We start from the raw sequence: 21,163 nt of genomic DNA, 5'->3' as shown, positions 1-21,163 counted from the left end.
TCCTAAAACAGCAGATGCATCTGATCCTTAAGCTTCGCCATTGCATTTGCACGATGGCTGATTTTGTTTTTCTCTTCTTTTGTGAGCTCTGCCATAGTGGACGAAGTATGCCCGACGACAAAGATTGGATCATAGCCGAAGCCGTTGCTTCCTGTTTTTTTATAGCCGATCTCACCTTCACAATGCCCTTCAACGATCAGTGTTTCCCTACCTGGACTTGCAACGGCGAGTGCGCACACAAATCTCGCACTGCGCTCTTCTGGCGGTACGCTTCGCATCTCGTCAAGCACTTTGTCCATATTTTTATTATCGTCTTTTTCTATTCCCGCATATCGGGCCGAGAAAACACCCGGCCTGCCGTCTAAAGCGTCTATAACAAGTCCTGAATCATCCGCGATAACAGGAATATTGTAAAGTTCTGAGATTTCTTCTGCTTTTAATGCTGCATTTTCAGCAAATGTGGTTCCTGTTTCTTCAACATCCGGAGTGTTCTCCACATCCAGCAGAGAGGTCACTTCCAATCCCATCTCTGAGAACATAAATGTAAATTCTTTTACTTTACCTTCGTTCTTCGTCGCAATCAGTACTTTTTTCATCATCAATACCTGCCTTACTTAATTAGTTTCGCCAGATCACCGAGCACTTCCTTCTGAATGCCGATCAATTCAGTGACACCTTTATTCCCTAATTCGAGCAGTGTCTGCAGCTGCTGATAAGAAAAAGTCGCTTCCTCTCCTGTTCCTTGAAGCTCGACAAATTCTCCGCTGCCGGTCATGACAATATTCATGTCTACTGAAGCAGTCGAATCTTCGGCATAATTCAAATCCAGCAGGGCTCCTTCTTTTTCGTCAATACCTGCAGAAGTAGCAGCAAGAAAATCACTTACCGGCATTTGCTTGATCGCTTTGGTCTCCAAAAGCTTACCAAACGCTAATACCATCGCAACAAACGCTCCTGTAATGGAAGCCGTCCGCGTCCCTCCGTCAGCTTGAATGACATCACAATCCACCCAGATTGTCCGTTCTCCGATTTTGGAAAGGTCAACAACGGAACGGAGCGCTCTTCCGATCAGACGCTGGATCTCCATTGTGCGGCCCGTTACTTTCCCCTTGCTAGACTCACGGATCGTACGCTGTTCTGTCGCTCGCGGAAGCATCGAATATTCAGCTGTTATCCAGCCTTTGCCCTGCCCTCTCATAAACGGAGGAACTCTCTCTTCGATGCTTGCAGTACAAATCACTTTTGTGTCACCTACTGCTATGAGGACAGCTCCTTCCGGATGTTTTATGTAATCTTTATCCATCTTTACGGGCCTTAGTTCGTTGTTCGCCCTTCCGTCATTCCTCATCATAAACCTCCTGCGTTATCTTGCTCACTTTCATTGCCTGATCTTATTTTTCGTTTTATGCCATACAAAAAAAGAGAAGGCTTAAGCCGTCTCTTTTATCCTACCACAAGTTATTCATAGATTAAAATTCGCCGGTGTTTACTATTGCAGGTCTTGAAACTGGAGCTGTGATTGACTTTCCGTCTTCGGACTTCAGTTTTGTTTTCCCGTTAACATGAATGGCTACTTTTTTCACATCATTTAATTCTGTCAAGGATAATACGATCGATTTCAACACAGCATCGTCAATCGTATTTTCCGATTTATTATCCAAGATGGCTTTATTGAAATTCAGCGTGGCTACCCCGTTTTTAACAACTGGTGCATCGAGTAATTTCACATCATTTCTGAATCCGGTTAAAAGTCTGCTTTGTTCTCCAGGTCCTTGAATCAGTTCTTGGACAGCTGCAGTTATTTTATCGCTGTCATTTTTCGCTACCCTGCGTGTAACCGGAACATAATATTCTTGAGTACCATTTTCCGCAACAAAATACAGCGTTGCTGTATCACTGCCGGTCATGTCGACTACATCTCCATTTTCAATATTAATGCCGTCAGCACGGCTGACTCCGTCATTGATCGGTGTATGATTGACAGGCATAACGTCTTGGTTCTTGCCGTCTATTTGAATTTTCACATTTTTAATTGAATGAAATTGAGTAAGCGTGAAAGTGATCGACTGTAAAAGCCTTTGTTCATCCTGGCCTCGGTAATCCTTGAATTCTTTGGAAAAATTCGCGGTTGCCGTACCGTCTTTACCGACGACAACGTCCAGTACTTGCGTATCAGGCGGCAGCACAGCCTGGAATCCGTTTGGCAGGATATTGGATACCGGCCCGTCTTTTACTAAGTACTCTAATACTTGTTTTGCAGCAGTGCCCGATTTTGGCAGGTTCATCATTTGAGGCACGACCAGCCCATTGCTGTCCAATAAAAACAGCTGGCGTTTCACGGAGTTTTTAGTGGCTTTGGCAGTTGTTTCTTTATCAAGAGACTTGCCTTCCTTCACGTAGTTCACTTTCGGGGGATCTAGCTCATTTCCTGCTTTTTCTCCCCCCAGTCCACACCCCGCCATCAGCATTGACACTGATAGGAGAAGCAGCGGCGCTCCTGCCCTCATTTTTTTGTACATACTTTTCCCTCCCCAAGTGGTTGTACTACTATGTATACGGGCTGTACCGCCTTTTAGACCACCCATGGAAAAATAAATAGGACAAAACCACTCAATGGTTTTGGCCCCCAAAAGCTAAAAGGACAAAACCACTCAATGGTTTTGGCCCCCAAAAACTAAAAGGACAAAACCACTCAGCGGTTTTGTCCTAATTTAATAAAATGCACGTGCTCTACTTTTTCTTCCATCCAATGATTCGCGATCTCAAGGAAATGTCCGTTATCTGAAGTAGAAAAGAATTCATGGCCTGGAACCCGGTCGCCGGTATACAAAAGACCGCTGTGATCCAGAATGGCTGAAACCTCTCTTGCTGTTTCAGCACCTGAGGAGATCAGCTTGATCTCTTCTCCCATTACTTTTTGAATGACAGGCCGTAATAACGGATAATGTGTACATCCGAGAATAAGAGTATCGATCGGGGTTTCTTTTAACGGCTGAAGAACTTCAAGAACCGTTCTGTACGTATCCTCTCCGGACAGTTCGCCGTTCTCAACGAGTGGGACAAACGGCGGACAGGCAAGACTGTGCACAGTAATATCGCCCTTGATCTCCTTTAACGCAGTCTCGTAAGCACCGCTTTTTACTGTTCCGACGGTCCCGATGATTCCGATCTGCTGATTCCTCGTTACTTTCAGGGCTGTTCTCGCTCCAGGGTGTATGACACCTATAACCGGTATACTGAGCCTTTTTTTCACTTCATCCAAAATGGCTGCTGTCGCTGTGTTGCATGCGATGACAAGCATCTTTATCTCCTTGCTGAGAAGGAACTCAATCATCTCCAATGTGTATTGTCTTACTTCCTCCATTGGTCTGGGTCCATACGGACAGCGTGCAGTATCACCCAAATAATAAATTTCTTCCTTAGGCAGCTGCCGGATGATCTCCCTCGCTACCGTTAAACCGCCTACACCTGAGTCGATCACGCCTATTGGTTTATCCATTTGTTCGCCTCTTCCTTCTTTCGGTGTATATTCATGTTGTATGCTGAAATTCACACCGCTCTAACCAAAAAAATCCTACCAAAGAATAAAATAAAAACGATGTTCTTGTCAACTCCAGCCAAAGAAGAAAAGCCGATTCCCTTTCGCTGCACTAAGGCAGTGAAAGGGAAATCAGCTTTACTTTGTTTTAGAAATTTTCGTTAACAAACTTCACAACATCTTCAGCAGTATCCATGTTTAAAATGGTGTCTACATGTTTTTCTGCTTGCGCTTTGGAAAGTTTGGAAAGCTGGCTTCTCGCAGGAAGGACTGATGTTGCACTCATGGAGAATTCATCAAGTCCAAGGCCCAGAAGAATAGGAATCGCAATCGGATCGCCGGCCATCTCACCGCACATTCCAACCCATTTTCCTTCTTTATGGGCAGCAGTAATCACCATTTGGATCAACCGAAGGATTGCCGGATTGTATGGCTGGTAAAGGTAAGAAACCCTTTCGTTCATCCTGTCTGCTGCCATCGTGTACTGGATAAGGTCGTTCGTACCAATGGAAAAGAAATCGACTTCTTTTGCAAAACGGTCAGAAAGGACAGCGGTGGAAGGAATCTCTACCATGATTCCGATTTCGATGTTCTCTGAAACGGATACTCCTTCTTTTACAAGTTTTTCTTTTTCTTCAAGTAGAACTTGCTTAGCCGATCGGAATTCAACCAATGTTGCAATCATCGGAAACATGATTTTCAAGTTTCCGTAAGCACTCGCACGAAGCAAAGCTCTCAGCTGTGTTCTGAAGATCTCTTGTTGTTCCAGGCAAAGGCGAATCGCTCTAAAGCCAAGGAACGGATTCATTTCCTTTGGAAGATCAAGGTATGGAAGCTCTTTGTCTCCACCGATGTCAAGCGTACGGATAACGACAGGTTTTCCTTCCATTTTTTCAAGGACTTCTTTATATGCCTTAAACTGCTCTTCTTCCGTCGGTAACTGGTCGCGACCCATGTACAAGAATTCGGTACGGTAAAGACCGACGCCTTCTGCACCGTTTTCAAGAACACCTTTAACATCCTGTGGTGTACCGATATTAGCAGCAAGTTCAGCATGGTGTCCGTCAGCCGTTGTCGTTTGTTCGTTTACGAGTTTCGCCCACTCAGCTTTTTGCGCTTTGTATTCCTCTTGCTTCTTCTTATAGAGTTCAAGCTCTTCATTGGATGGATCAACGATGACTTCACCATCAAGTCCATCAATAATAAGCAGGGTTCCGCTGGAGATTTTTTCTGTTACTGTTTTCGTCCCAACAACTGCCGGGATTTCCATGGAACGGGACATGATGGCTGAATGAGAGGTTCTGCCGCCAATATCCGTCGCAAATCCAAGAACAAACCTACGGTTAAGCTGTGCTGTATCGGATGGCGTCAAGTCTTCGGCAATGATCACTACTTCCTCTGAGATGCTTGCCGGAGAAGAGAATTGAACGCCCAGCAAATGAGCGAGGACGCGCTTGGATACATCACGGATATCCGCCGCACGTTCTTTCATATACTCATTATCCATCTGCTCAAACATGCTGATAAACATTCCTGAAATCTCATCCATCGCACTCTCAGCGTTGACATTTTCATTCTGAATTTTGGTTTTAACTGCATCAATTAGCTCTGGGTCCTCAAGGACAAGAAGATGGGCAGCAAAAATCGCTGCCTTATCTTCTCCTAATTCTTTTAATGCATTTTCTTTAATAACCTGAAGTTCGCCTTTCGCTTTTTCTACTGCAGCCGAAAACCGTTCAACCTCAAGACCGGTATTTTCAACCGGCTTTTTTTCAATGATTAATTCAGGGTTTTCAAGAATAAATGCTTTGGCAATCGCAATGCCAGCTGATGCAGCAATACCTGAAATCTTTTCAGACATTACTCACCAAGTCCTTCCTTTTTCATTACATCTTCAATAGCAGCCAATGCTTCATCAGCATCAGAACCTTCAGCTTTGATTGTGATTTCAGAACCGCTTTGGATACCAAGGCTCATTACACCCATGATGGATTTAAGGTTTACGTTTTTCCCGTTATAACCAAGTGTAATGTCAGAGCTGAATTGCCCTGCTTGGTTTACTAATACAGTTGCCGGACGTGCGTGAATTCCCGAGTCACTTGTTACTTTAAAAGTTTTTTCTGCCATGATTGAAAACTCCTTCGTTATTTTTATTTGATAGTAATAATATCTTCTTCACCTTTAGACACGATTCCTGTTTTTTCAAGGTGAATGCTTTCTCCTTCAGCAAGGTTCGTAAACACGATCGGTGTAATTACTGACGGAGTGTTTTCCTTAACAAATTCAAGATTAACTTTCATTAATTCTTGTCCTTGTTCTATGATGTCACCCTCATTTACAAACGATTCGAAGCCTTCACCTTTAAGTTTGACCGTATCGATTCCAAAATGGATCAAAATTTCACGGCCGCCGTCAGATTCAATTCCAATCGCATGCTTCGTTGGGAATACATTGATGATTTTTCCGTTTACCGGTGATACTACCGTTCCATTTGAAGGTTCGACTGCAAAGCCGTCACCCATCATTTTACCTGAAAAGACTTGGTCAGGCACTTCTGTGATAGGGATGATTTTCCCTTCAAGCGGAGAAACGAAACGCTCAGCTACCGCAGGAGCTGGAACTTCCATTTCTGTTTTTTGGGTTAATGGCTCTTTTTTAGCCGCTACCACTTTACCGTCCATAATGTCTTTGATCTCGCTCTTGATGGTATCAGAACGTGTCCCAAAGATGGCTTGGATGTTGTTCCCCATTTCAAGAACTCCAGATGCACCTAATTTTTTGAGGCGATCTTTATCGACATTTTTCGCATCATTTACAGCAACACGCAAACGTGTAATACATGCATCAAGATCTTTAATGTTCTCTTTTCCGCCTAGTCCTTCAAGGATATTAGCAGCTAAAGACCCTTCGTTGCTCACGCTGACGTTTGTTTCAACCTCATCGTCCACCACTTCGCGTCCTGGAGTCTTAAGATCCCATTTACGGATGACGAATCGGAATCCAAAGTAATAAATGACTGCAAAGACTAAACCAACTGGAATAACCAGCCACCAAGCAGTACGGTTAGGCAGAACTCCGAATAGAAGATAGTCAATGACTCCACCAGAGAATGTCATACCGATTTTAACATTTAACAGCTGCATTGTCATAAATGACAACCCGGCGAAGATTGCATGAATTCCGAATAGAACTGGAGCAACAAACAAGAATGTAAACTCGATTGGTTCTGTAATTCCTGTTAGGAAAGAAGTTAATGCTGCAGAACCCATGATACCGGCTACAATTTTTTTGTGCTCAGGACGAGCTTCGTGATACATCGCAAGTGCTGCTGCAGGCAGACCAAACATCATGAATGGGAATTTACCTGTCATGAAAGTACCTGCTGTTAATGGTGCACCATCTTTAATCTGTGCAAAGAAGATCTTTTGGTCACCTCGGACAATGTCTCCGGCTTTGTCTGTGTACTGTCCAAACTCAAACCAGAATGGAGAGTAGAAGATGTGGTGAAGTCCAAAAGGAATTAACGAACGTTCGATTACTCCAAAAACGAAAGCAGCCAATGTTCGGTTTGAGTCTAGCATAAAGTGTGAGAAAGAGTTTAATCCGTTTTGAGCATATGGCCATACACCAATCATGATGATACCAAGAACCAATGATGAAACCGCTGTAATAATTGGGACAAATCGTTTACCTGCAAAGAATCCTAAGTATGAAGGTAGTTCAATCTTATAGAACCGTTTATAAAGATAGGAGGCAAGAATACCAACGATGATACCGCCAAAAACTCCTGTTTGCAGGGTGGGTATACCCAGCACATTTGCAAACTCCGGGTTGTCTTTGATCATATCAGGCGTAATGCCTTTTAACGTACCCATCGTTACATTCATAATTAGATATCCAATAATGGCAGCAAGTCCTGCTACACCTTCTCCGCCAGCTAGTCCGACGGCAACACCGACTGCAAAAAGCAGGGACAGGTTAGAAAACACAATATTCCCCGAGTTTTCCATAACGCTTGCTACAAGCTGGAACCAGCCTGCTTTTAAAGCAGGTAACTTATCGAGCAATGCAGGGTTTTTGAACGCGTTACCAAATGCGAGCAGCAAACCAGCTGCAGGCAGGATGGCTACAGGAAGCATCAATGCTTTACCTACCCTCTGCAGGACTCCAAAAATACTTTTCCACACGGGACTTTCCTCCTTAAATTTGTTTTTACTTTGTGCTGGAAGCTGAATAAACCAAAAAAAGGCATGAGTGACAAAAAAGCGCATACAAAAGCTAATCAGATATAGAATATCCGAATTAAGCCCTTACTACACTTTTTTCTTCACTCATGCCTGATCGAATCAGTAACACGTAAAGCAAAAGCACGATGTATAAAATTAAGTAAGCCTTTGCAAATGCATCGTTAGATACACTGCTTCCGCCTCTGGTATCGGTTTATTTAAAGTATTTTGCATTACCTTAATTAACTTCCAAGCAAGATTGTAGCACAAAGGGTATTCCTCTTTCAACACCTTTGCTAATTTTTCTTGCTTATCCACTTGCTCTCCCATCTCCATACGTTCGATCGTATGGCGCAGATGCCTGACAAGCCTGAGATAGTTGATGCTCTTATGGTCCAGTTTAATGGAGAGAGATTCCTCAATAATCGCAGCCAGACTGTTAATCATCCTGGAGTGTTCGTTAATATCGCTTAAACTTTTATTGGTAACCGCACTATGGATATGCAGTGCAACAAAGCCGATCTCGCCTTCTGGCAGGTGAATGCCGAGTGTCTGGTTGATCTGTTCGATCACCTCTTCAGCTACCGTGTATTCCTTTGGGTAAAGGGTTTGGGTCTCAGAAAGAAAAGGATTTCGAATATCCATTCCCTGCTCCAGTCGCTTAACAGCAAATGCAACATGATCGGTCAGCGCGACATGAATATGTTCATTTAGCGTAGTTTGCATTCGTTCCTCTATATGGGTTATCACATCATTCAGCAGTTCGATAAAGGACTCATCAAGAGAATGCACAAGAGTTTTGTACTGCTCCTGCTCTTTTTCATTGGTTAAAATATAAAGTTTATCAATGGCATCATCCGTTATGACATCGCCCATTTTCTTGCCGAAGCCAATTCCCTTTCCGATGATAATCAGTTCCTGGCAGGAGGCATTTGATGCAACAACCGCATTATTATTGAGTGTTTTTTGTATATGAAAGGGACCATTCATCCTTATTCAATCCTTTCAAGCAGAAGCCCAAATTTCGCAATGCCTACATCATAGCCCAAAAAAGTATGTTTATCAATTAAGAAAACTACTTATGAAGTCAAGACTTAAAGTGTGAAGCTCAAAAGACGGTATGGAATTTGAATGCACCTTTGAATATAAAAAAGAAAACGGCTTTCATGGAAAGCCGTTTCCCGACTAAATTTCTAGTTCTCCAAGCCTCAGTAATTCTACGACGGCTTGAGATCGCCCTTTTACCCCAAGCTTTTGCATCGTGTTGGAAATATGGTTACGAACGGTCTTCTCGCTGATAAAAAGCTGTTCTGCGATTTCTTTTGTCGTCTTGTCTTGGACCAATAGTTCAAAAACTTCTCTTTCTCGTTTTGTAAGTAGAGGCTTCGGTCGGTAGTGTTTCTCTTTCAATGATTTCACCCCTCCTTGCTAGGGTTTAAAGAACTGCCAATGCACAATTTGCAAATTGGAAGTATTTAGTCAACATATACTATGTTAAGAAGTTTTTAGGAGTGACTTGGTTCAAAGAAAAAGTAATGGTTTTTTGTCCCCTTCTTTCAAAAAATGAAGCCCATTTTTATTCAATTGCTGGATGGATGCCCCAAAACCTGTCCGCTTTTGCCTGAGAAATAAAAAAAGGCCTCTTCTGAGTTGAAGAGGCCTGATTTTTATTAAACTCTGTCGCTTCCGAAAAAGTTCTTGAATGCTTGGAATGTTGTATCCCTGTTTAGAGCAGCAATCGATGTTGTCAAAGGAATTCCTTTCGGGCATGATTGTACGCAGTTTTGCGAGTTACCGCAAGACGCTAGCCCGCCGTCAGTCATCAATGCATTTAAACGCTCTTCTTTATTCATTGCTCCAGTTGGATGCGCATTGAAGAGACGAACCTGAGATAAAGGCGCTGGGCCAATAAAATCAGATTTGCTGTTAACGTTCGGACATGCTTCAAGACAAACACCGCATGTCATACATTTAGAAAGTTCATATGCCCATTGACGCTTGGTTTCAGGCATACGAGGTCCTGGACCTAAATCATAAGTACCGTCAATCGGAATCCACGCTTTAACTCTTTTCAAAGCATCAAACATGCGGCTTCTGTCAACAGCCAAGTCACGGACTACCGGGAAAGTTTTCATTGGTTCCAAGCGGATCGGCTGCTCAAGCTTATCAACAAGAGCTGTACATGATTGACGCGGTTTCCCGTTAATAACCATAGAACAGGCTCCGCATACTTCCTCAAGGCAGTTCATTTCCCATGTGATCGGAGTCGTTGCTTCCCCTTTTGCGTTCACAGGATTACGGCGGATCTCCATCAATGCGGAAATGACGTTCATGTTCGGGCGGTATGAAAGCTCGAATTCTTCTTGGTATGGGGCGGATTCAGGACTGTTTTGTCTTGTGATGATAAACTTAATTGTTTTTGCGCTCATCCTTATTTCGCCTCAGCTTTCTTTTTAGAATAATCACGTTTACGCGGCTTGATATATTGAATGTCGACTTCTTCATAAGAGAAATCAGGACCATTCGTCGCAGCATTAAATGTTGCTTTCGTTGTTTTTAGCCACTCATCATCATTACGGTCCGGGAAGTCTGGTTTGTAGTGCGCTCCACGGCTTTCGTCACGGTTTAGAGCACCAAGTGTGATAACGCGTCCCAGCTGAAGCATGTGCCATAGCTGGCGGGTAAAGGAAGCCCCTTGGTTACTCCATTTCGACGTATCGTTAATGTTGATCTTCTTGTATCGCTCCATAAGCTCAAGGATCTTATCATCCGTTTGTTTTAACTTGTTGTTATAACGGACAACCGTTACATTATCCGTCATCCACTCACCGAGCTCTTTATGAAGGACGTAAGCATTTTCGTTTCCGTCCATGCTCATGATATTGTCGTATTTTTCTTGTTCTTTGCGAACCTGATGTTCAAATACAGTGGATGCAACATCATCAGAAGACTTCTCAAGTCCGCTGACATATGCCGCTGCTGCAGGGCCAGCTTGCATTCCGCCGAAGATTGCAGATAGAAGGGAATTCGCACCCAAACGGTTTGCACCATGATATTGGTACTCACATTCACCCGCAGCAAAAAGACCAGGAATGTTGGTCATCTGATTAAAGTCAACCCACATGCCGCCCATTGAATAGTGGACTGCAGGGAAGATTTTCATCGGAACTTTTCGAGGGTCATCACCCATGAACTTTTCATAGATTTCTATAATTCCGCCAAGCTTGATATCAAGCTCTTTCGGATCTTTATGTGAAAGGTCAAGATAAACCATGTTTTCGCCGTTGATTCCAAGTTTTTCGTCAACACACACATGGAAAATCTCACGTGTTGCGATATCACGAGGCACAAGGTTACCGTAAGCTGGATATTTTTCTTCAAGGAAGTACCAAGGTTTACCGTCTTTATACGTCCATACACGGCCGCCTTCTCCACGTGCGGATTCACTCATTAAACGAAGTTTGTCATCTCCAGGAATCGCTGTCGGATGAATTTGAATAAACTCGCCGTTTGCGTAATCAACACCTTGCTGATAAAGAGATGCTGCTGCTGCCCCGGTATTGATGACAGAGTTCGTAGATTTACCGAAAATGATTCCAGGTCCTCCAGTAGCCATAATAACAGCATCCGCTGCAAAGCTGTGGATTTCCATAGATTTTAAGTTTTGAGCTGTGATTCCTCGGCAAACACCTTCATCATCCACGATAGCAGATAGGAATTCCCAGTTTTCATACTTTGTAACAAGACCTGCAACTTCATGGCGTCTTACTTGCTCATCCAGCGCATACAAAAGCTGCTGTCCTGTAGTTGCACCGGCAAATGCGGTGCGGTGATGCTGTGTGCCCCCGAAACGGCGGAAGTCCAGCAATCCTTCTGGAGTACGGTTGAACATAACTCCCATACGGTCCATAAGGTGGATGATTCCTGGAGCCGCTTCACACATCGCTTTAACCGGACTCTGGTTCGCAAGGAAGTCTCCTCCATAAATGGAATCGTCAAAATGCACATAAGGAGAGTCGCCTTCTCCTTTTGTATTTACAGCACCGTTAATTCCGCCCTGCGCACAAACAGAGTGAGAGCGCTTAACAGGAACTAGTGAAAACAAGTCAACGTTCATGCCGGCTTCTGCTGCTTTAATGGTAGCCATTAGCCCTGCAAGACCTCCACCGACGATAATAATATTTCCTTTACTCAAGATGGTTCACCCCTTCTTAAATGAATGCAAAAATAGTTCGAACGCTAACGAATGCAAGTGCTAGGAAAACTGCCATCGTTACGTAAGTTGAAACTCTCTGTGATCGAGGCGAAACCGTAAGACCCCAGCTGACAAAAAATGACCATAATCCGTTCGCAAAATGAAAGACTGCGGATAATACCCCAACCAAATAAAAGGCCACCATAAATGGTGAGCTTAAGATGTCTGACATCATCGAAAAGTTAACTTCTGCTCCAAATGCTGCTGCAATACGAGTTTCCCAAACATGCCAGGAAACAAAAATTAGCGTAATTACGCCAGTTACACGCTGTAAGAGGAACATCCAGTTACGGAAATATCCAAAACGGCTTGCGTTGTTTTTAGCCGTGAAGGTAATATAAAGTCCGTAAATCGCATGGAAATAAAGAGGAATAAAAATTATAACCGCTTCCAGAACATAACGGAAAGGTAAATGTCCCATAAAATTCGCTGCATTATTAAATGATTCTGCCCCTCTTGTTGCAAAGTTGTTCACAACAAGATGCTGGAGCAGGAATAAGCCAACCGGGATTACGCCCAGTAAAGAATGTAGTCTTCTCGTGTTAAAATTGCGACTGCCTGCCATACAATTTGCCCCTTTCTAAGTTCCCTCTGTCTTTTTCTGAAACCATTGGTTTCTATCCATTCCGTTTAAGCGTTTCCTCTCCGCTTGCAGTAAATAAGATGAACATTAAAGCGTTAACTAATAACATGTTTCATTTTACTCCCATCGTTTGACACCGTCAAGAAACCGGTAACATAAAAAGTTCAAAAATCTGTTGATTTTCCTAACTTTTTTCAAGGCAGACCCTCACTTAAATTTCGACAAATGTGTGACTTTTTATAGAGATATTATTTTATTCAAGCTATAATGGAACAAGTAGAAAGCGGGGAGATCTAAATGGAACAACATGAGGACATCCAACACAACGAAGAAGAAACAACCGAGAAGGACAGTAAGCCTGCTGCAGGAGTTTCTGTATTCGCATATGAGCTGCTGAAAAACATTCTGATCCCGGATCTGCTGGGAAAAGAAGAACGGAACATCCTATATTGGGCAGGAAGAAACCTGGCAAGGAAATTCCCATTGGGTTCCACTGAAGAAATTGTTCATTTTTTCTCGGAAGCCGGCTGGGGCAATCTGATCATCGCTGAAATGAATAAGAACGAGATGGTACTCGAACTGTCTTCCTCTCTTATCAACAAACGATTCGATTTGCAGGATAATCCTACATTCGGTCTCGAGGCTGGATTTATCGCAGAACAAATCCAAAATCAAAGAAAATGTGTTACAGAAACCTATGAAACTTTGAAACGAAAGAACAAAATCCAATTTACCGTCCAATGGGACCGTAAAGACGAAACCGCAGGCTCACAAGGAGCCTGAAAATAGAAAGAGAATACTCTTTTCTCTCAAAAAACCGGCATATGCCGGTTTTTTTTGCGTTGACAATACAAAACAGCTGGCATAATGTTAACCTATACATAAAATCAGTTAACATTAAGGAGGCATCACCTATGAATTGGATGGAACTTGGAAAAGAAGTGATCGAAGGTAAAGAACTGAACGAGACAGAAGCCTTATCCATATTGGAATCAGACGATGACGAGCTGCTTAGCCTGCTGCAAGGTGCGTTTATGATCAGGAAGCATTATTTCGGAAAAAAGGTGAAACTGAATAAGATCATTAATACAAAGTCAGGCCTGTGCCCTGAGGATTGCGGATATTGTTCACAGTCTTCAGTTTCCACAGCGCCGATCGAAAAATATGCGATGATGGATAAAGACACGATTGTTGAAGGTGCGGAAAGGGCATATAAACAAAACGTGAGAACCTATTGTATCGTCGCAAGCGGAAGAGGACCTCTGAATCGGGACTTGAACACCGTCATTGAAGCTGTAAAAGAGATTAAATCCAATTATAATATGAAAATATGCGCATGCCTCGGCATTTTAAATGATAAGCAGGCACAGTCCCTTAAAGAGGCGGGCGTCGAAAGATATAACCATAATATCAACACATCCTCAGACCACCACAGCCAGATAACAAACTCTCATACATACGAAGACAGAGTGGCTACTCTGGAAAAAGTAAAAACAGCAGGAATCTCCCCATGTTCAGGCGTTATCGTAGGAATGGGCGAAAGCCGGCACGACATCATTAAGATGGCTGAAGCGCTAAGAGAGATCAATGCAGATTCTATCCCTGTTAATTTTTTGCATGCTATACCAGGTACTCCTCTCGAGCATCTTGACGAGCTGAACCCCCGTTATTGTTTAAAAGTGCTCGCCTTGTTCCGTTATATTAATCCAACGAAAGAGATTCGGATCTCAGGCGGCAGAGAGGTAAATCTCCGCAGCCTTCAGCCGCTGGGCCTTTATGCTGCAAATTCTATTTTCGTGGGCGACTATCTGACCACCGACGGACAGGAAACAAATGCTGACCACCAAATCCTTGAGGACCTCGGATTTGAGATCGACTTCTTAAACGAACCTGTACAGGTTTAATCCTGCAGCGAATTTTTTCCATTTACAAAAAAATCCGGGCAGCTTCGCCCGGATTTTTCTTATTATAACTGCTGAACCGGCTGCCTTGCGTCCAGTTCAAAGACGTCGTGCAGCGTTTCAATCGCTTTGATCATATCCTGCTGATCAACGACCGTAGAAACTTTAATCTCTGATGTGCTGACCATTTTAATCATAATATCCTGCTCAGAAAGAGCCTTAAACATCTGTGCAGCTACTCCTGGATTAGAAATCATTCCTGAACCAACAATAGATACTTTAGCCAATCCATCTTCATGCTGGATGGAACCAAACTGAAGCGAACTCTTATATCTTTCTAGAAGCTCAATTGTTTCATCTAAGATCGCTGTTTCAATGGAGAACGATATGTTTGTTCTTTCCTGCTTGTTTACACTCTGAATAATAATATCTACATTAACACCGTTCTCTGCCAACAAAGAAAAAACAGAAGACAGTGTGTTTAAGCCATTCGGCAGGTCTTCAATCGTAATTTTTGTTACGTTTCCTTCAAAAGCCAATCCTCTCACTACTAAATTATTCTCCATTGTTGCTTCCTCCTCCACTAGTGTTCCGTTTTCTTTCTCTGTGCTCGAACGAACTTCAAGTCTTACTCCGAAATTCTTTGCGAATTCTACGGCTCTCGGATGCAGCACACCCGCTCCGAGATTCGCCATTTCAAGCATTTCATCATAGGAGATGGAAGGCAGCTTTCTGGCATGTTTCACCACCCGCGGGTCTGTTGTAAATACACCAGTAACGTCTGTGTAGATTTCGCATTTATCGGCACGAAGAGCAGCTGCCAGAGCAACGGCCGTCGTATCTGATCCTCCCCGTCCCAGTGTTGCAATATTATCCGATGAGGTTAATCCTTGAAAACCGGCAACTACTGCAATCTTCCCGTCTGCAAGCATTTGCTGGATTCTTTTTGTATCGATATTTAAGATGCGCGCGTTGCCATGAACATCTTCTGTTTCAACTCCAGCCTGCCAGCCAGTCAGAGACTCGGCTTCGTACCCGGCATCCTGAAGGGCCATCGCAAGCAGTGAAATCGTGATCTGTTCTCCTGTCGTCAAAAGCATATCCATTTCACGTTTGGAAGGCCTTGCTGTTATTTCACCTGCCAGCCGCACAAGATCATCCGTTGTTTTTCCCATTGCTGAGACAACCGTTACTACTTGATTCCCCTCGTTTGCCGCTTGAATGATCCGACTTGCCGCGTTTCTGATTTTATCCGGTGTGCCGACACTTGTACCTCCGAATTTTTGAATGATTAAAGCCACAATGTCCATCCTTTCTCATCAATGAAATCGAATTTATTGCCTTCCTGCAAAAGGCACCCAGATATGGCCAGCCTGTCTCGGCTTCCACTACGCAACAAACTGAAATGCAAAAATAAATACAAAAAAGCAGCAATAAGGAAAATACCTTATTGCTGCTTGGTATATGCAACAGTAAGCCAGCTTGTTTTCCCCTCTTGTGAGATAGTCCTCCACACACCCTCCGGGCAAGAATGTGTGACAGCTCTGCATTTATTCAATGCAGGTCCAGCCGTAAGAAACAGGAGTTTCTTAAAGCTTCGGCAAAAATCCCCTTTCAGCTACCATCATTAGAGCTCCTTCTCTTCAGATAGCTTACTATTGGTTTTTGCTCCTCTACCATCACTTCAAAACTGAAGTATGGCGCTCTATTAAAATTTGTTTTAAGTTTAGCAAAGGACTTCTGAAAAATCAATACCTTTATAAAGGTTCATTTTGAAGTGCCTGAATAATTTCTTCTGCAACACTTAATGGAATGCCTGCCGCATGAAAATCCTCAAGAGTGGCTTCTCTCATTTTCTTGATGGAACCGAATTTTTTCAGCAAAAGTTTTTTCCTTTTTTCACCGACTCCAGGAATGTTATCGAGACTTGATTGAAACATGCCTTTCGCACGCACTTGACGATGAAATGAGATCGCAAACCTGTGGACTTCATCCTGTATACGCTGCAGCAGATAAAATTCCTGGCTGTTTCTGAGCAGCGGTATAATTTCAGGTGGATTTCCCATCAAGAGCTGGGATGTACGGTGCTTATCATCCTTAGCAAGTCCTCCGACCGGGATATCAAGGTTCAGCTCGTTTTCAAGAACATCCTGCGCAGCAGCGATCTGTCCTTTCCCTCCATCAATAATAATCAAATCCGGCAGCTGCCCATTCTCTTTTAAGATGCGGGAGTAACGCCTGCGGACTACTTCTTTCATGGAGGCGTAGTCATCAGGGCCTGTCACCGTTTTAATTTTATATTTCCGGTATTCTTTTTTGTTCGGTTTACCGTCTTCAAATACAATCATCGCAGATACTGGATTTGTCCCATGAATGTTGGAATTATCAAATGCTTCAATCCGGTATGGAGCTGGAATGTTTAATTGCAGCCCCAGATTTTCAACCGCTTTTACCGTACGTTCCTCATCACGCTCGATCAGTGCAAATTTTTCGTACAGAGCGAGCTGTGCATTCTTCGTTGCAAGTTCAACAAACTCTTTCTTTTGCCCGCGTTTCGGCTGTATCACTTTCACGCCGAGAAGATCCTTGACCAATTCGCCGTCCGCCTCAGGAGGCAGCAAAAGTTCCCGCGGGAGAATATGATTTTTTTGAAGATAAAATTGTCCAATAAACGATAAAAAGTCTTCGATGGCATCTCCATAGAAAGGAAAGAGGGAAACATCACGTTCAATAAGCTTTCCTTGGCGGATAAAGAAGACTTGGACGCACATCCAGCCTTTATCGTAATGAAAACCAAAAACGTCTTTATCCACCATGTCAGCGGTCATCATTTTCTGTTTCTGCATGACCGCATCAATATGCTGGATCTGATCCCTCAGTTCTTTCGCCCGTTCAAAATTAAGGTCTTCCGAAGCGGCCAGCATTTTCTCGGTCAATTCCTCCTTCACTTCAGGAAAGCCTCCGTTCAGAAACTTAACGATTTCATCGACCATCTTCTTGTTTTGTTCTTCGGTAATATCATAAACACATGGGCCGAGGCATTGGCCGATATGGTAATATAGGCAAACTTTGTTAGGCATATGATCACATTTGCGCAACGGATACAGCCGGTCCAGCAGTTTTTTCGTTTCTTGTGCGGCAAAGGCATTAACGAACGGACCAAAGTATTTGCCCTTGTCTTTTCTAATCTTTCTGGTGTACAAGAGCCGGGGCTGCTGTTCAGCAGTAATCTTTAAATACGGATACGTTTTATCATCTTTCAGCATGACATTAAATTTAGGGTCATGTTTTTTGATCAGGTTCATTTCAAGAAGGAGAGCTTCTAGCTCTGAGGAGGTGATGATGTATTCAAAATCGGAAATATTTGCGACTAAACGCTGTGTTTTCCCGTCGTGTGAACCGGTAAAATAAGATCTTACACGGTTTTTTAATACTTTTGCTTTCCCCACATAGATGACTTTTCCGAATTGGTCTTTCATTAAGTAACATCCGGGCTGATCCGGAAGTACAGCCAGCTTCTCTCTAATGGTGTCCACGTTGTCTCTCCCCTCCTTTTTCTATGTAACATCATAGCATGATATCCTTATTTTTGGCAGTTAAAATACGAAAATCCAGTACCAAACTTTAATACAAAAAAAGGCCAGCCATTAGAGGCCAGCCTTAATTATGTTCGTTATTATTTGTGTTTGTTTAAAAGCTCGCCAAGCGCTTCTTTCGGCTGAAAACCTACGACTTGGTCAACAACTTCGCCGTCTTTGAAAACGATCAATGTAGGGATGCTCATTACTCCGTATTTTCCGGCTACTTCTTGGTTTTCATCTACGTCAAGTTTAACTACTTTTAAGTCTTCATTTTCGCTTGCTAGTTCTTCTAGAACCGGCGCGATCATTTTACAAGGTCCGCACCAAGGTGCCCAAAAATCAGCAAGTACTAGACCTTCACTAGTTTCTTGACTGAACGTTTGATCAGTTGCATTTACGATTGCCATATTAAAATTGCCTCCTTAGTTTCATCGTGTAAAAAGAGTATATCATCAAACCTAATTTACATCTATTTGTTTGCTCAAGATTTATCGTTCCCAACTTGCACTTTAATCAAACCAAATAATTAACCGTGTGGCTGCTTCAAATGCACATCACAATTAAAGAGGGAACATGCCCACTGCCGCTCCACATGATGTAATATACTCACTGACGTATTAACGAGTGAAACATCATACTCATCGCTTGCCAGCAGGCCTTTTAGCATGGTGCCGATGAAAGCGCCGTGGCTGACCACGATGATTTTTTTGCCCTGTTGATGCTGTGTCAGCTCTTCAAGAAATTCGTTTCCTCTTTTTAATACCTGTTCTTTTTTCTCTTTTCCATGTTCCAGGGTACTCCAGTCAGCTCCCCACCGTTTTATACGGGCCTGCTCATCCGTACCTTCCAGCCTGCCAAAGTTAACCTCCTGGATTCGCTTGTCGGTATGAATCGGAAACCCGAGTACCTCTCCGATGATTGAGCCTGTTTCACGGGCACGTGCCAGCTGGCTAGTAAAGACCATATCCCAATGTTCTTTCCCGAACCTTTTGGCTAATGCCGCAGCCTGTGCACGCCCTTCTACATTTAATGGAATATCCATGATGCCCTGAATTCTTCTCTCAGCGTTCCAATCGGTTACGCCATGCCTTACAAAAGCAATTGTTGTCACCAGCGTCCACTCATTTCTTTCGTATATTTCATCATTCATGATGGACTCATTGTATAAAAAGAGGCCGGCTTTGTCAGCCAGCCCAGCCAAATCTTTTATGATTTAACTAAAACATTCTTAAATTCTTCCGTAAGCAACGGGACAACTTCGAACAGATCTCCTACGATGCCGTAGTCTGCAACAGAAAAGATGCTTGCTTCCGGATCTTTGTTGATCGCAACAATAACTTTGGAATTGGACATACCCGCTAAATGCTGGATCGCTCCGGAAATTCCGCAGGCAATGTAAAGGTCAGGTGTAACAACTTTTCCTGTTTGTCCGATTTGAAGAGAGTAGTCACAATAATCGGCATCACACGCACCGCGGGATGCACCGACTGCAGCCCCAAGCACATCAGCCAATTCTTGAAGCGGTTTGAATCCATCCTCGGATTTCACACCGCGCCCTCCGGCAACGACAATTTTTGCTTCAGATAAATCAACGCCTGTAGAAGCTTTGCGGACAACATCTTTAACAATGGTGCGCAGATCCTTCACATCAACCGCTAGAGAAGACACATCTCCAGAACGGCTTTCGTCTTTTTCAAGCGGAGCAATATTGTTCGGACGGATGGTTACAAATACAAGACCGTCCGTAATTACTTTTTTCTCGAACGCTTTCCCGGAGTATATTGGACGAGTAAAAACAACATTGTCTCCTGCTTGTTCAAGAGAGGTTACGTCTGAAATTAAACCCGATTGAAGGCGTGCAGCAAGTCTTGGTGAAAGATCCTTACCAAGGGCTGTGTGGCCTAATACCAATCCGTCAGGCTTCTCCTGGCCGATGACTTGAAGCAATGCCTGAACGTATCCGTCTGTAGAATACGTTGATAGCAGGCTGTGCTCAGCAAGAATGACTCGGTCTGCTCCATAATGGACTAAAGATTTTCCCGCTTCATTTAAACCTTCGCCGCAAAGCACGGCAACCACTTCACCGCCAGAGGAAATTTCCTTAGCGGCACCAATGGCCTCGTAGGATACATTTCTTAATTCACCGTCACGGACTTCCGCAAGTACAAGAACTTTTTTAGACATGTAGCATTCCTCCTTATATCACTTTTGCTTCTGAGCGTAGTAATGAAACTAATTCTTTCACTTGGTCGTTGACTTCTCCGCTTAAAATTTTTCCAGCTTCTTTTTTAGGCGGCAAGAATACTTCAACGGTCTTTGTTTTTGCTTCAACATCTTCTTCATCGATATCTAGATCATCGATTTCGAGTGTTTCAAGAGGCTTTTTCTTTGCTTTCATGATCCCTGGCAACGATGGATAGCGAGGTTCGTTCAAACCTTGCTGAGCTGTGACGAGCAAAGGAAGCTTCGTTTCAATTTTCTCAACGTCTCCTTCCACATCACGCTCAATCGCTACGTCCGTTCCATTGATTTCAATTTTCGTAATGGTTGTGACTTGCGGGATTCCCAATAGTTCAGCCAAACGCGGCCCGACTTGTCCGGAACCATTATCAATCGCAACGTTTCCTCCAAGGATTAGATCATATTCTTTATCCTTGAAAAACTCAGCCAGCACTGCAGATGTTGTATATTGGTCGGAGCTCTCAAGATCTTCGTTATCAATTAAAACTGCTTTGTCTGCACCCATAGCCAACGCCGTACGAAGTTCTTTTTCTGACTCTTCGGTTCCTACGGTTACAACCGTCACTTCACCGCCATGAGCATCGCGAAGGGTAATCGCTTCTTCAATCGCATATTCATCATAAGGATTAATGATATACTCGGCACTATCATGAGAAATCTGTCCGTTAGAAATGCTGATCTTTTCTTCGGTATCAAATGTACGTTTTAAGATTACATAAAGATTCATGCTAATCCCTCCAACTATTTTTTAGTTTTGGCTGTTTTCTTAACCTTTGTTGCTCTTAGGAATAGTTGATTTCCGTTTCAGGATGCTCGCTTTCCGCGGGGGGCGCGCGGT

Annotated in this window: 20 protein-coding genes and 1 riboswitch; of the genes, 2 read left to right on the top strand and 18 right to left on the bottom strand. The window is 43.3% G+C overall.

Features of this window, described 5'->3' with window-relative positions; genetic code table 11:
* Positions 1-2 precede the first annotated feature (2 nt).
* From AR335_RS07985 to AR335_RS07930, 12 genes are all read right to left on the bottom strand, one after another.
* Complete coding sequence (locus AR335_RS07985; protein ID WP_053357645.1) at positions 3-596, bottom strand: XTP/dITP diphosphatase; 594 nt, start codon at positions 594-596, stop codon at positions 3-5.
* A gap of 14 nt (positions 597-610) precedes the next feature.
* A complete protein-coding gene (rph, locus tag AR335_RS07980; protein WP_053357644.1) occupies positions 611-1,348 on the bottom strand; it encodes a ribonuclease PH in 738 nt (245 codons plus the stop codon).
* A gap of 121 nt (positions 1,349-1,469) precedes the next feature.
* Positions 1,470-2,519, bottom strand: coding sequence for a GerMN domain-containing protein (locus tag AR335_RS07975; protein ID WP_062234010.1), 1,050 nt, complete (start codon positions 2,517-2,519; stop codon positions 1,470-1,472).
* A gap of 173 nt (positions 2,520-2,692) precedes the next feature.
* Positions 2,693-3,499 (bottom strand): glutamate racemase, encoded by an 807-nt coding sequence (racE, locus tag AR335_RS07970; RefSeq protein ID WP_062234007.1) that lies wholly within the window; start codon positions 3,497-3,499, stop codon positions 2,693-2,695.
* Between the two features lie 187 nt (positions 3,500-3,686).
* A complete protein-coding gene (gene ptsP / locus AR335_RS07965) occupies positions 3,687-5,399 on the bottom strand; it encodes a phosphoenolpyruvate--protein phosphotransferase (RefSeq protein ID WP_062234004.1) in 1,713 nt (570 codons plus the stop codon).
* Complete coding sequence (locus AR335_RS07960; protein ID WP_062234000.1) at positions 5,399-5,665, bottom strand: phosphocarrier protein HPr; 267 nt, start codon at positions 5,663-5,665, stop codon at positions 5,399-5,401. Before AR335_RS07960 ends, ptsP begins: the two co-directional genes overlap by 1 nt.
* Before the next feature lie 23 nt (positions 5,666-5,688).
* Complete coding sequence (ptsG, locus tag AR335_RS07955) at positions 5,689-7,677, bottom strand: glucose-specific PTS transporter subunit IIBC (RefSeq protein ID WP_062236958.1); 1,989 nt, start codon at positions 7,675-7,677, stop codon at positions 5,689-5,691.
* Positions 7,678-7,920: 243 nt separating this feature from the next.
* On the bottom strand, positions 7,921-8,754 hold the full coding sequence (gene glcT / locus AR335_RS07950) for a glucose PTS transporter transcription antiterminator GlcT (RefSeq protein WP_062233997.1): 834 nt from the start codon (positions 8,752-8,754) through the stop codon (positions 7,921-7,923).
* A 195-nt stretch (positions 8,755-8,949) separates the two neighbouring features.
* Entirely contained in the window at positions 8,950-9,174 is a 225-nt protein-coding gene (locus AR335_RS07945; RefSeq protein ID WP_007202417.1) for a helix-turn-helix domain-containing protein, read from the bottom strand.
* A gap of 260 nt (positions 9,175-9,434) precedes the next feature.
* The gene (sdhB, locus tag AR335_RS07940) at positions 9,435-10,193 is read right to left on the bottom strand and encodes a succinate dehydrogenase iron-sulfur subunit (protein ID WP_053357638.1); all 759 of its coding nucleotides are present in this window, start codon (positions 10,191-10,193) and stop codon (positions 9,435-9,437) included.
* A gap of 2 nt (positions 10,194-10,195) precedes the next feature.
* A complete protein-coding gene (gene sdhA / locus AR335_RS07935; RefSeq protein WP_062233993.1) occupies positions 10,196-11,959 on the bottom strand; it encodes a succinate dehydrogenase flavoprotein subunit in 1,764 nt (587 codons plus the stop codon).
* Between the two features lie 16 nt (positions 11,960-11,975).
* On the bottom strand, positions 11,976-12,584 hold the full coding sequence (locus AR335_RS07930) for a succinate dehydrogenase cytochrome b558 subunit (protein ID WP_062233990.1): 609 nt from the start codon (positions 12,582-12,584) through the stop codon (positions 11,976-11,978).
* 315 nt (positions 12,585-12,899) lie between these two features.
* Here AR335_RS07930 and AR335_RS07925 point away from each other — a divergent pair, with 315 nt between their 5' ends.
* Together AR335_RS07925 and bioB are read left to right on the top strand one after the other, a co-directional pair.
* Positions 12,900-13,385, top strand: coding sequence for a YslB family protein (locus AR335_RS07925; protein WP_062233987.1), 486 nt, complete (start codon positions 12,900-12,902; stop codon positions 13,383-13,385).
* Positions 13,386-13,516: 131 nt separating this feature from the next.
* Positions 13,517-14,506, top strand: a complete 990-nt coding sequence (gene bioB, locus AR335_RS07920) for a biotin synthase BioB (protein WP_062233984.1) — start codon at positions 13,517-13,519, stop codon at positions 14,504-14,506.
* A 62-nt stretch (positions 14,507-14,568) separates the two neighbouring features.
* On the opposite strand, the gene AR335_RS07915 is transcribed toward bioB, so the two are convergent.
* The 6 genes from AR335_RS07915 to AR335_RS07890 form a co-directional block, all read right to left on the bottom strand.
* Positions 14,569-15,804, bottom strand: coding sequence for an aspartate kinase (locus AR335_RS07915; protein ID WP_062236953.1), 1,236 nt, complete (start codon positions 15,802-15,804; stop codon positions 14,569-14,571).
* A 194-nt stretch (positions 15,805-15,998) separates the two neighbouring features.
* Positions 15,999-16,187: riboswitch (Lysine riboswitch) on the bottom strand.
* Positions 16,188-16,260: 73 nt separating this feature from the next.
* Complete coding sequence (gene uvrC, locus AR335_RS07910) at positions 16,261-18,039, bottom strand: excinuclease ABC subunit UvrC (protein ID WP_082683396.1); 1,779 nt, start codon at positions 18,037-18,039, stop codon at positions 16,261-16,263.
* A gap of 140 nt (positions 18,040-18,179) precedes the next feature.
* Positions 18,180-18,491 (bottom strand): thioredoxin, encoded by a 312-nt coding sequence (gene trxA, locus AR335_RS07905; protein ID WP_053357633.1) that lies wholly within the window; start codon positions 18,489-18,491, stop codon positions 18,180-18,182.
* Between the two features lie 119 nt (positions 18,492-18,610).
* Positions 18,611-19,234 carry a histidine phosphatase family protein gene (locus tag AR335_RS07900; protein ID WP_234293222.1) on the bottom strand — a complete coding sequence of 208 codons (624 nt, stop codon included), beginning with the start codon at positions 19,232-19,234 and terminating at the stop codon, positions 18,611-18,613.
* A gap of 56 nt (positions 19,235-19,290) precedes the next feature.
* Positions 19,291-20,268 (bottom strand): electron transfer flavoprotein subunit alpha/FixB family protein, encoded by a 978-nt coding sequence (locus AR335_RS07895; RefSeq protein WP_062233981.1) that lies wholly within the window; start codon positions 20,266-20,268, stop codon positions 19,291-19,293.
* A 13-nt stretch (positions 20,269-20,281) separates the two neighbouring features.
* Positions 20,282-21,052, bottom strand: coding sequence for an electron transfer flavoprotein subunit beta/FixA family protein (locus AR335_RS07890; protein WP_053357631.1), 771 nt, complete (start codon positions 21,050-21,052; stop codon positions 20,282-20,284).
* Positions 21,053-21,163: the final 111 nt, after the last annotated feature.

It is taken from the genome of Fictibacillus sp. FJAT-27399 (assembly GCF_001510655.1).
GTDB classification, from domain to species: Bacteria; Bacillota; Bacilli; order Bacillales; family Fictibacillaceae; genus Fictibacillus_C; species Fictibacillus_C marinisediminis.
This window is presented reverse-complemented; position numbering and strand designations above follow the sequence as displayed.

What these genes read in the sequence shown, in the direction of transcription:
- rph (WP_053357644.1), bottom strand. Translation starts at nt 1,348, where the DNA reads ATGAGGAATGACGGAAGGGCGAACAACGAACTAAGGCCCGTAAAGATG.
- ptsP (WP_062234004.1), bottom strand. Translation starts at nt 5,399, where the DNA reads ATGTCTGAAAAGATTTCAGGTATTGCTGCATCAGCTGGCATTGCGATT.
- AR335_RS07975 (WP_062234010.1), bottom strand. Translation starts at nt 2,519, where the DNA reads ATGTACAAAAAAATGAGGGCAGGAGCGCCGCTGCTTCTCCTATCAGTG.
- bioB (WP_062233984.1), top strand. Translation starts at nt 13,517, where the DNA reads ATGAATTGGATGGAACTTGGAAAAGAAGTGATCGAAGGTAAAGAACTG.
- ptsG (WP_062236958.1), bottom strand. Translation starts at nt 7,677, where the DNA reads ATGCTTCCTGTAGCCATCCTGCCTGCAGCTGGTTTGCTGCTCGCATTT.
- racE (WP_062234007.1), bottom strand. Translation starts at nt 3,499, where the DNA reads ATGGATAAACCAATAGGCGTGATCGACTCAGGTGTAGGCGGTTTAACG.
- AR335_RS07930 (WP_062233990.1), bottom strand. Translation starts at nt 12,584, where the DNA reads ATGGCAGGCAGTCGCAATTTTAACACGAGAAGACTACATTCTTTACTG.
- trxA (WP_053357633.1), bottom strand. Translation starts at nt 18,491, where the DNA reads ATGGCAATCGTAAATGCAACTGATCAAACGTTCAGTCAAGAAACTAGT.
- AR335_RS07895 (WP_062233981.1), bottom strand. Translation starts at nt 20,268, where the DNA reads ATGTCTAAAAAAGTTCTTGTACTTGCGGAAGTCCGTGACGGTGAATTA.
- AR335_RS07925 (WP_062233987.1), top strand. Translation starts at nt 12,900, where the DNA reads ATGGAACAACATGAGGACATCCAACACAACGAAGAAGAAACAACCGAG.
- AR335_RS07985 (WP_053357645.1), bottom strand. Translation starts at nt 596, where the DNA reads ATGAAAAAAGTACTGATTGCGACGAAGAACGAAGGTAAAGTAAAAGAA.
- AR335_RS07960 (WP_062234000.1), bottom strand. Translation starts at nt 5,665, where the DNA reads ATGGCAGAAAAAACTTTTAAAGTAACAAGTGACTCGGGAATTCACGCA.
- sdhB (WP_053357638.1), bottom strand. Translation starts at nt 10,193, where the DNA reads ATGAGCGCAAAAACAATTAAGTTTATCATCACAAGACAAAACAGTCCT.
- glcT (WP_062233997.1), bottom strand. Translation starts at nt 8,754, where the DNA reads ATGAATGGTCCCTTTCATATACAAAAAACACTCAATAATAATGCGGTT.
- AR335_RS07890 (WP_053357631.1), bottom strand. Translation starts at nt 21,052, where the DNA reads ATGAATCTTTATGTAATCTTAAAACGTACATTTGATACCGAAGAAAAG.
- AR335_RS07900 (WP_234293222.1), bottom strand. Translation starts at nt 19,234, where the DNA reads ATGAATGATGAAATATACGAAAGAAATGAGTGGACGCTGGTGACAACA.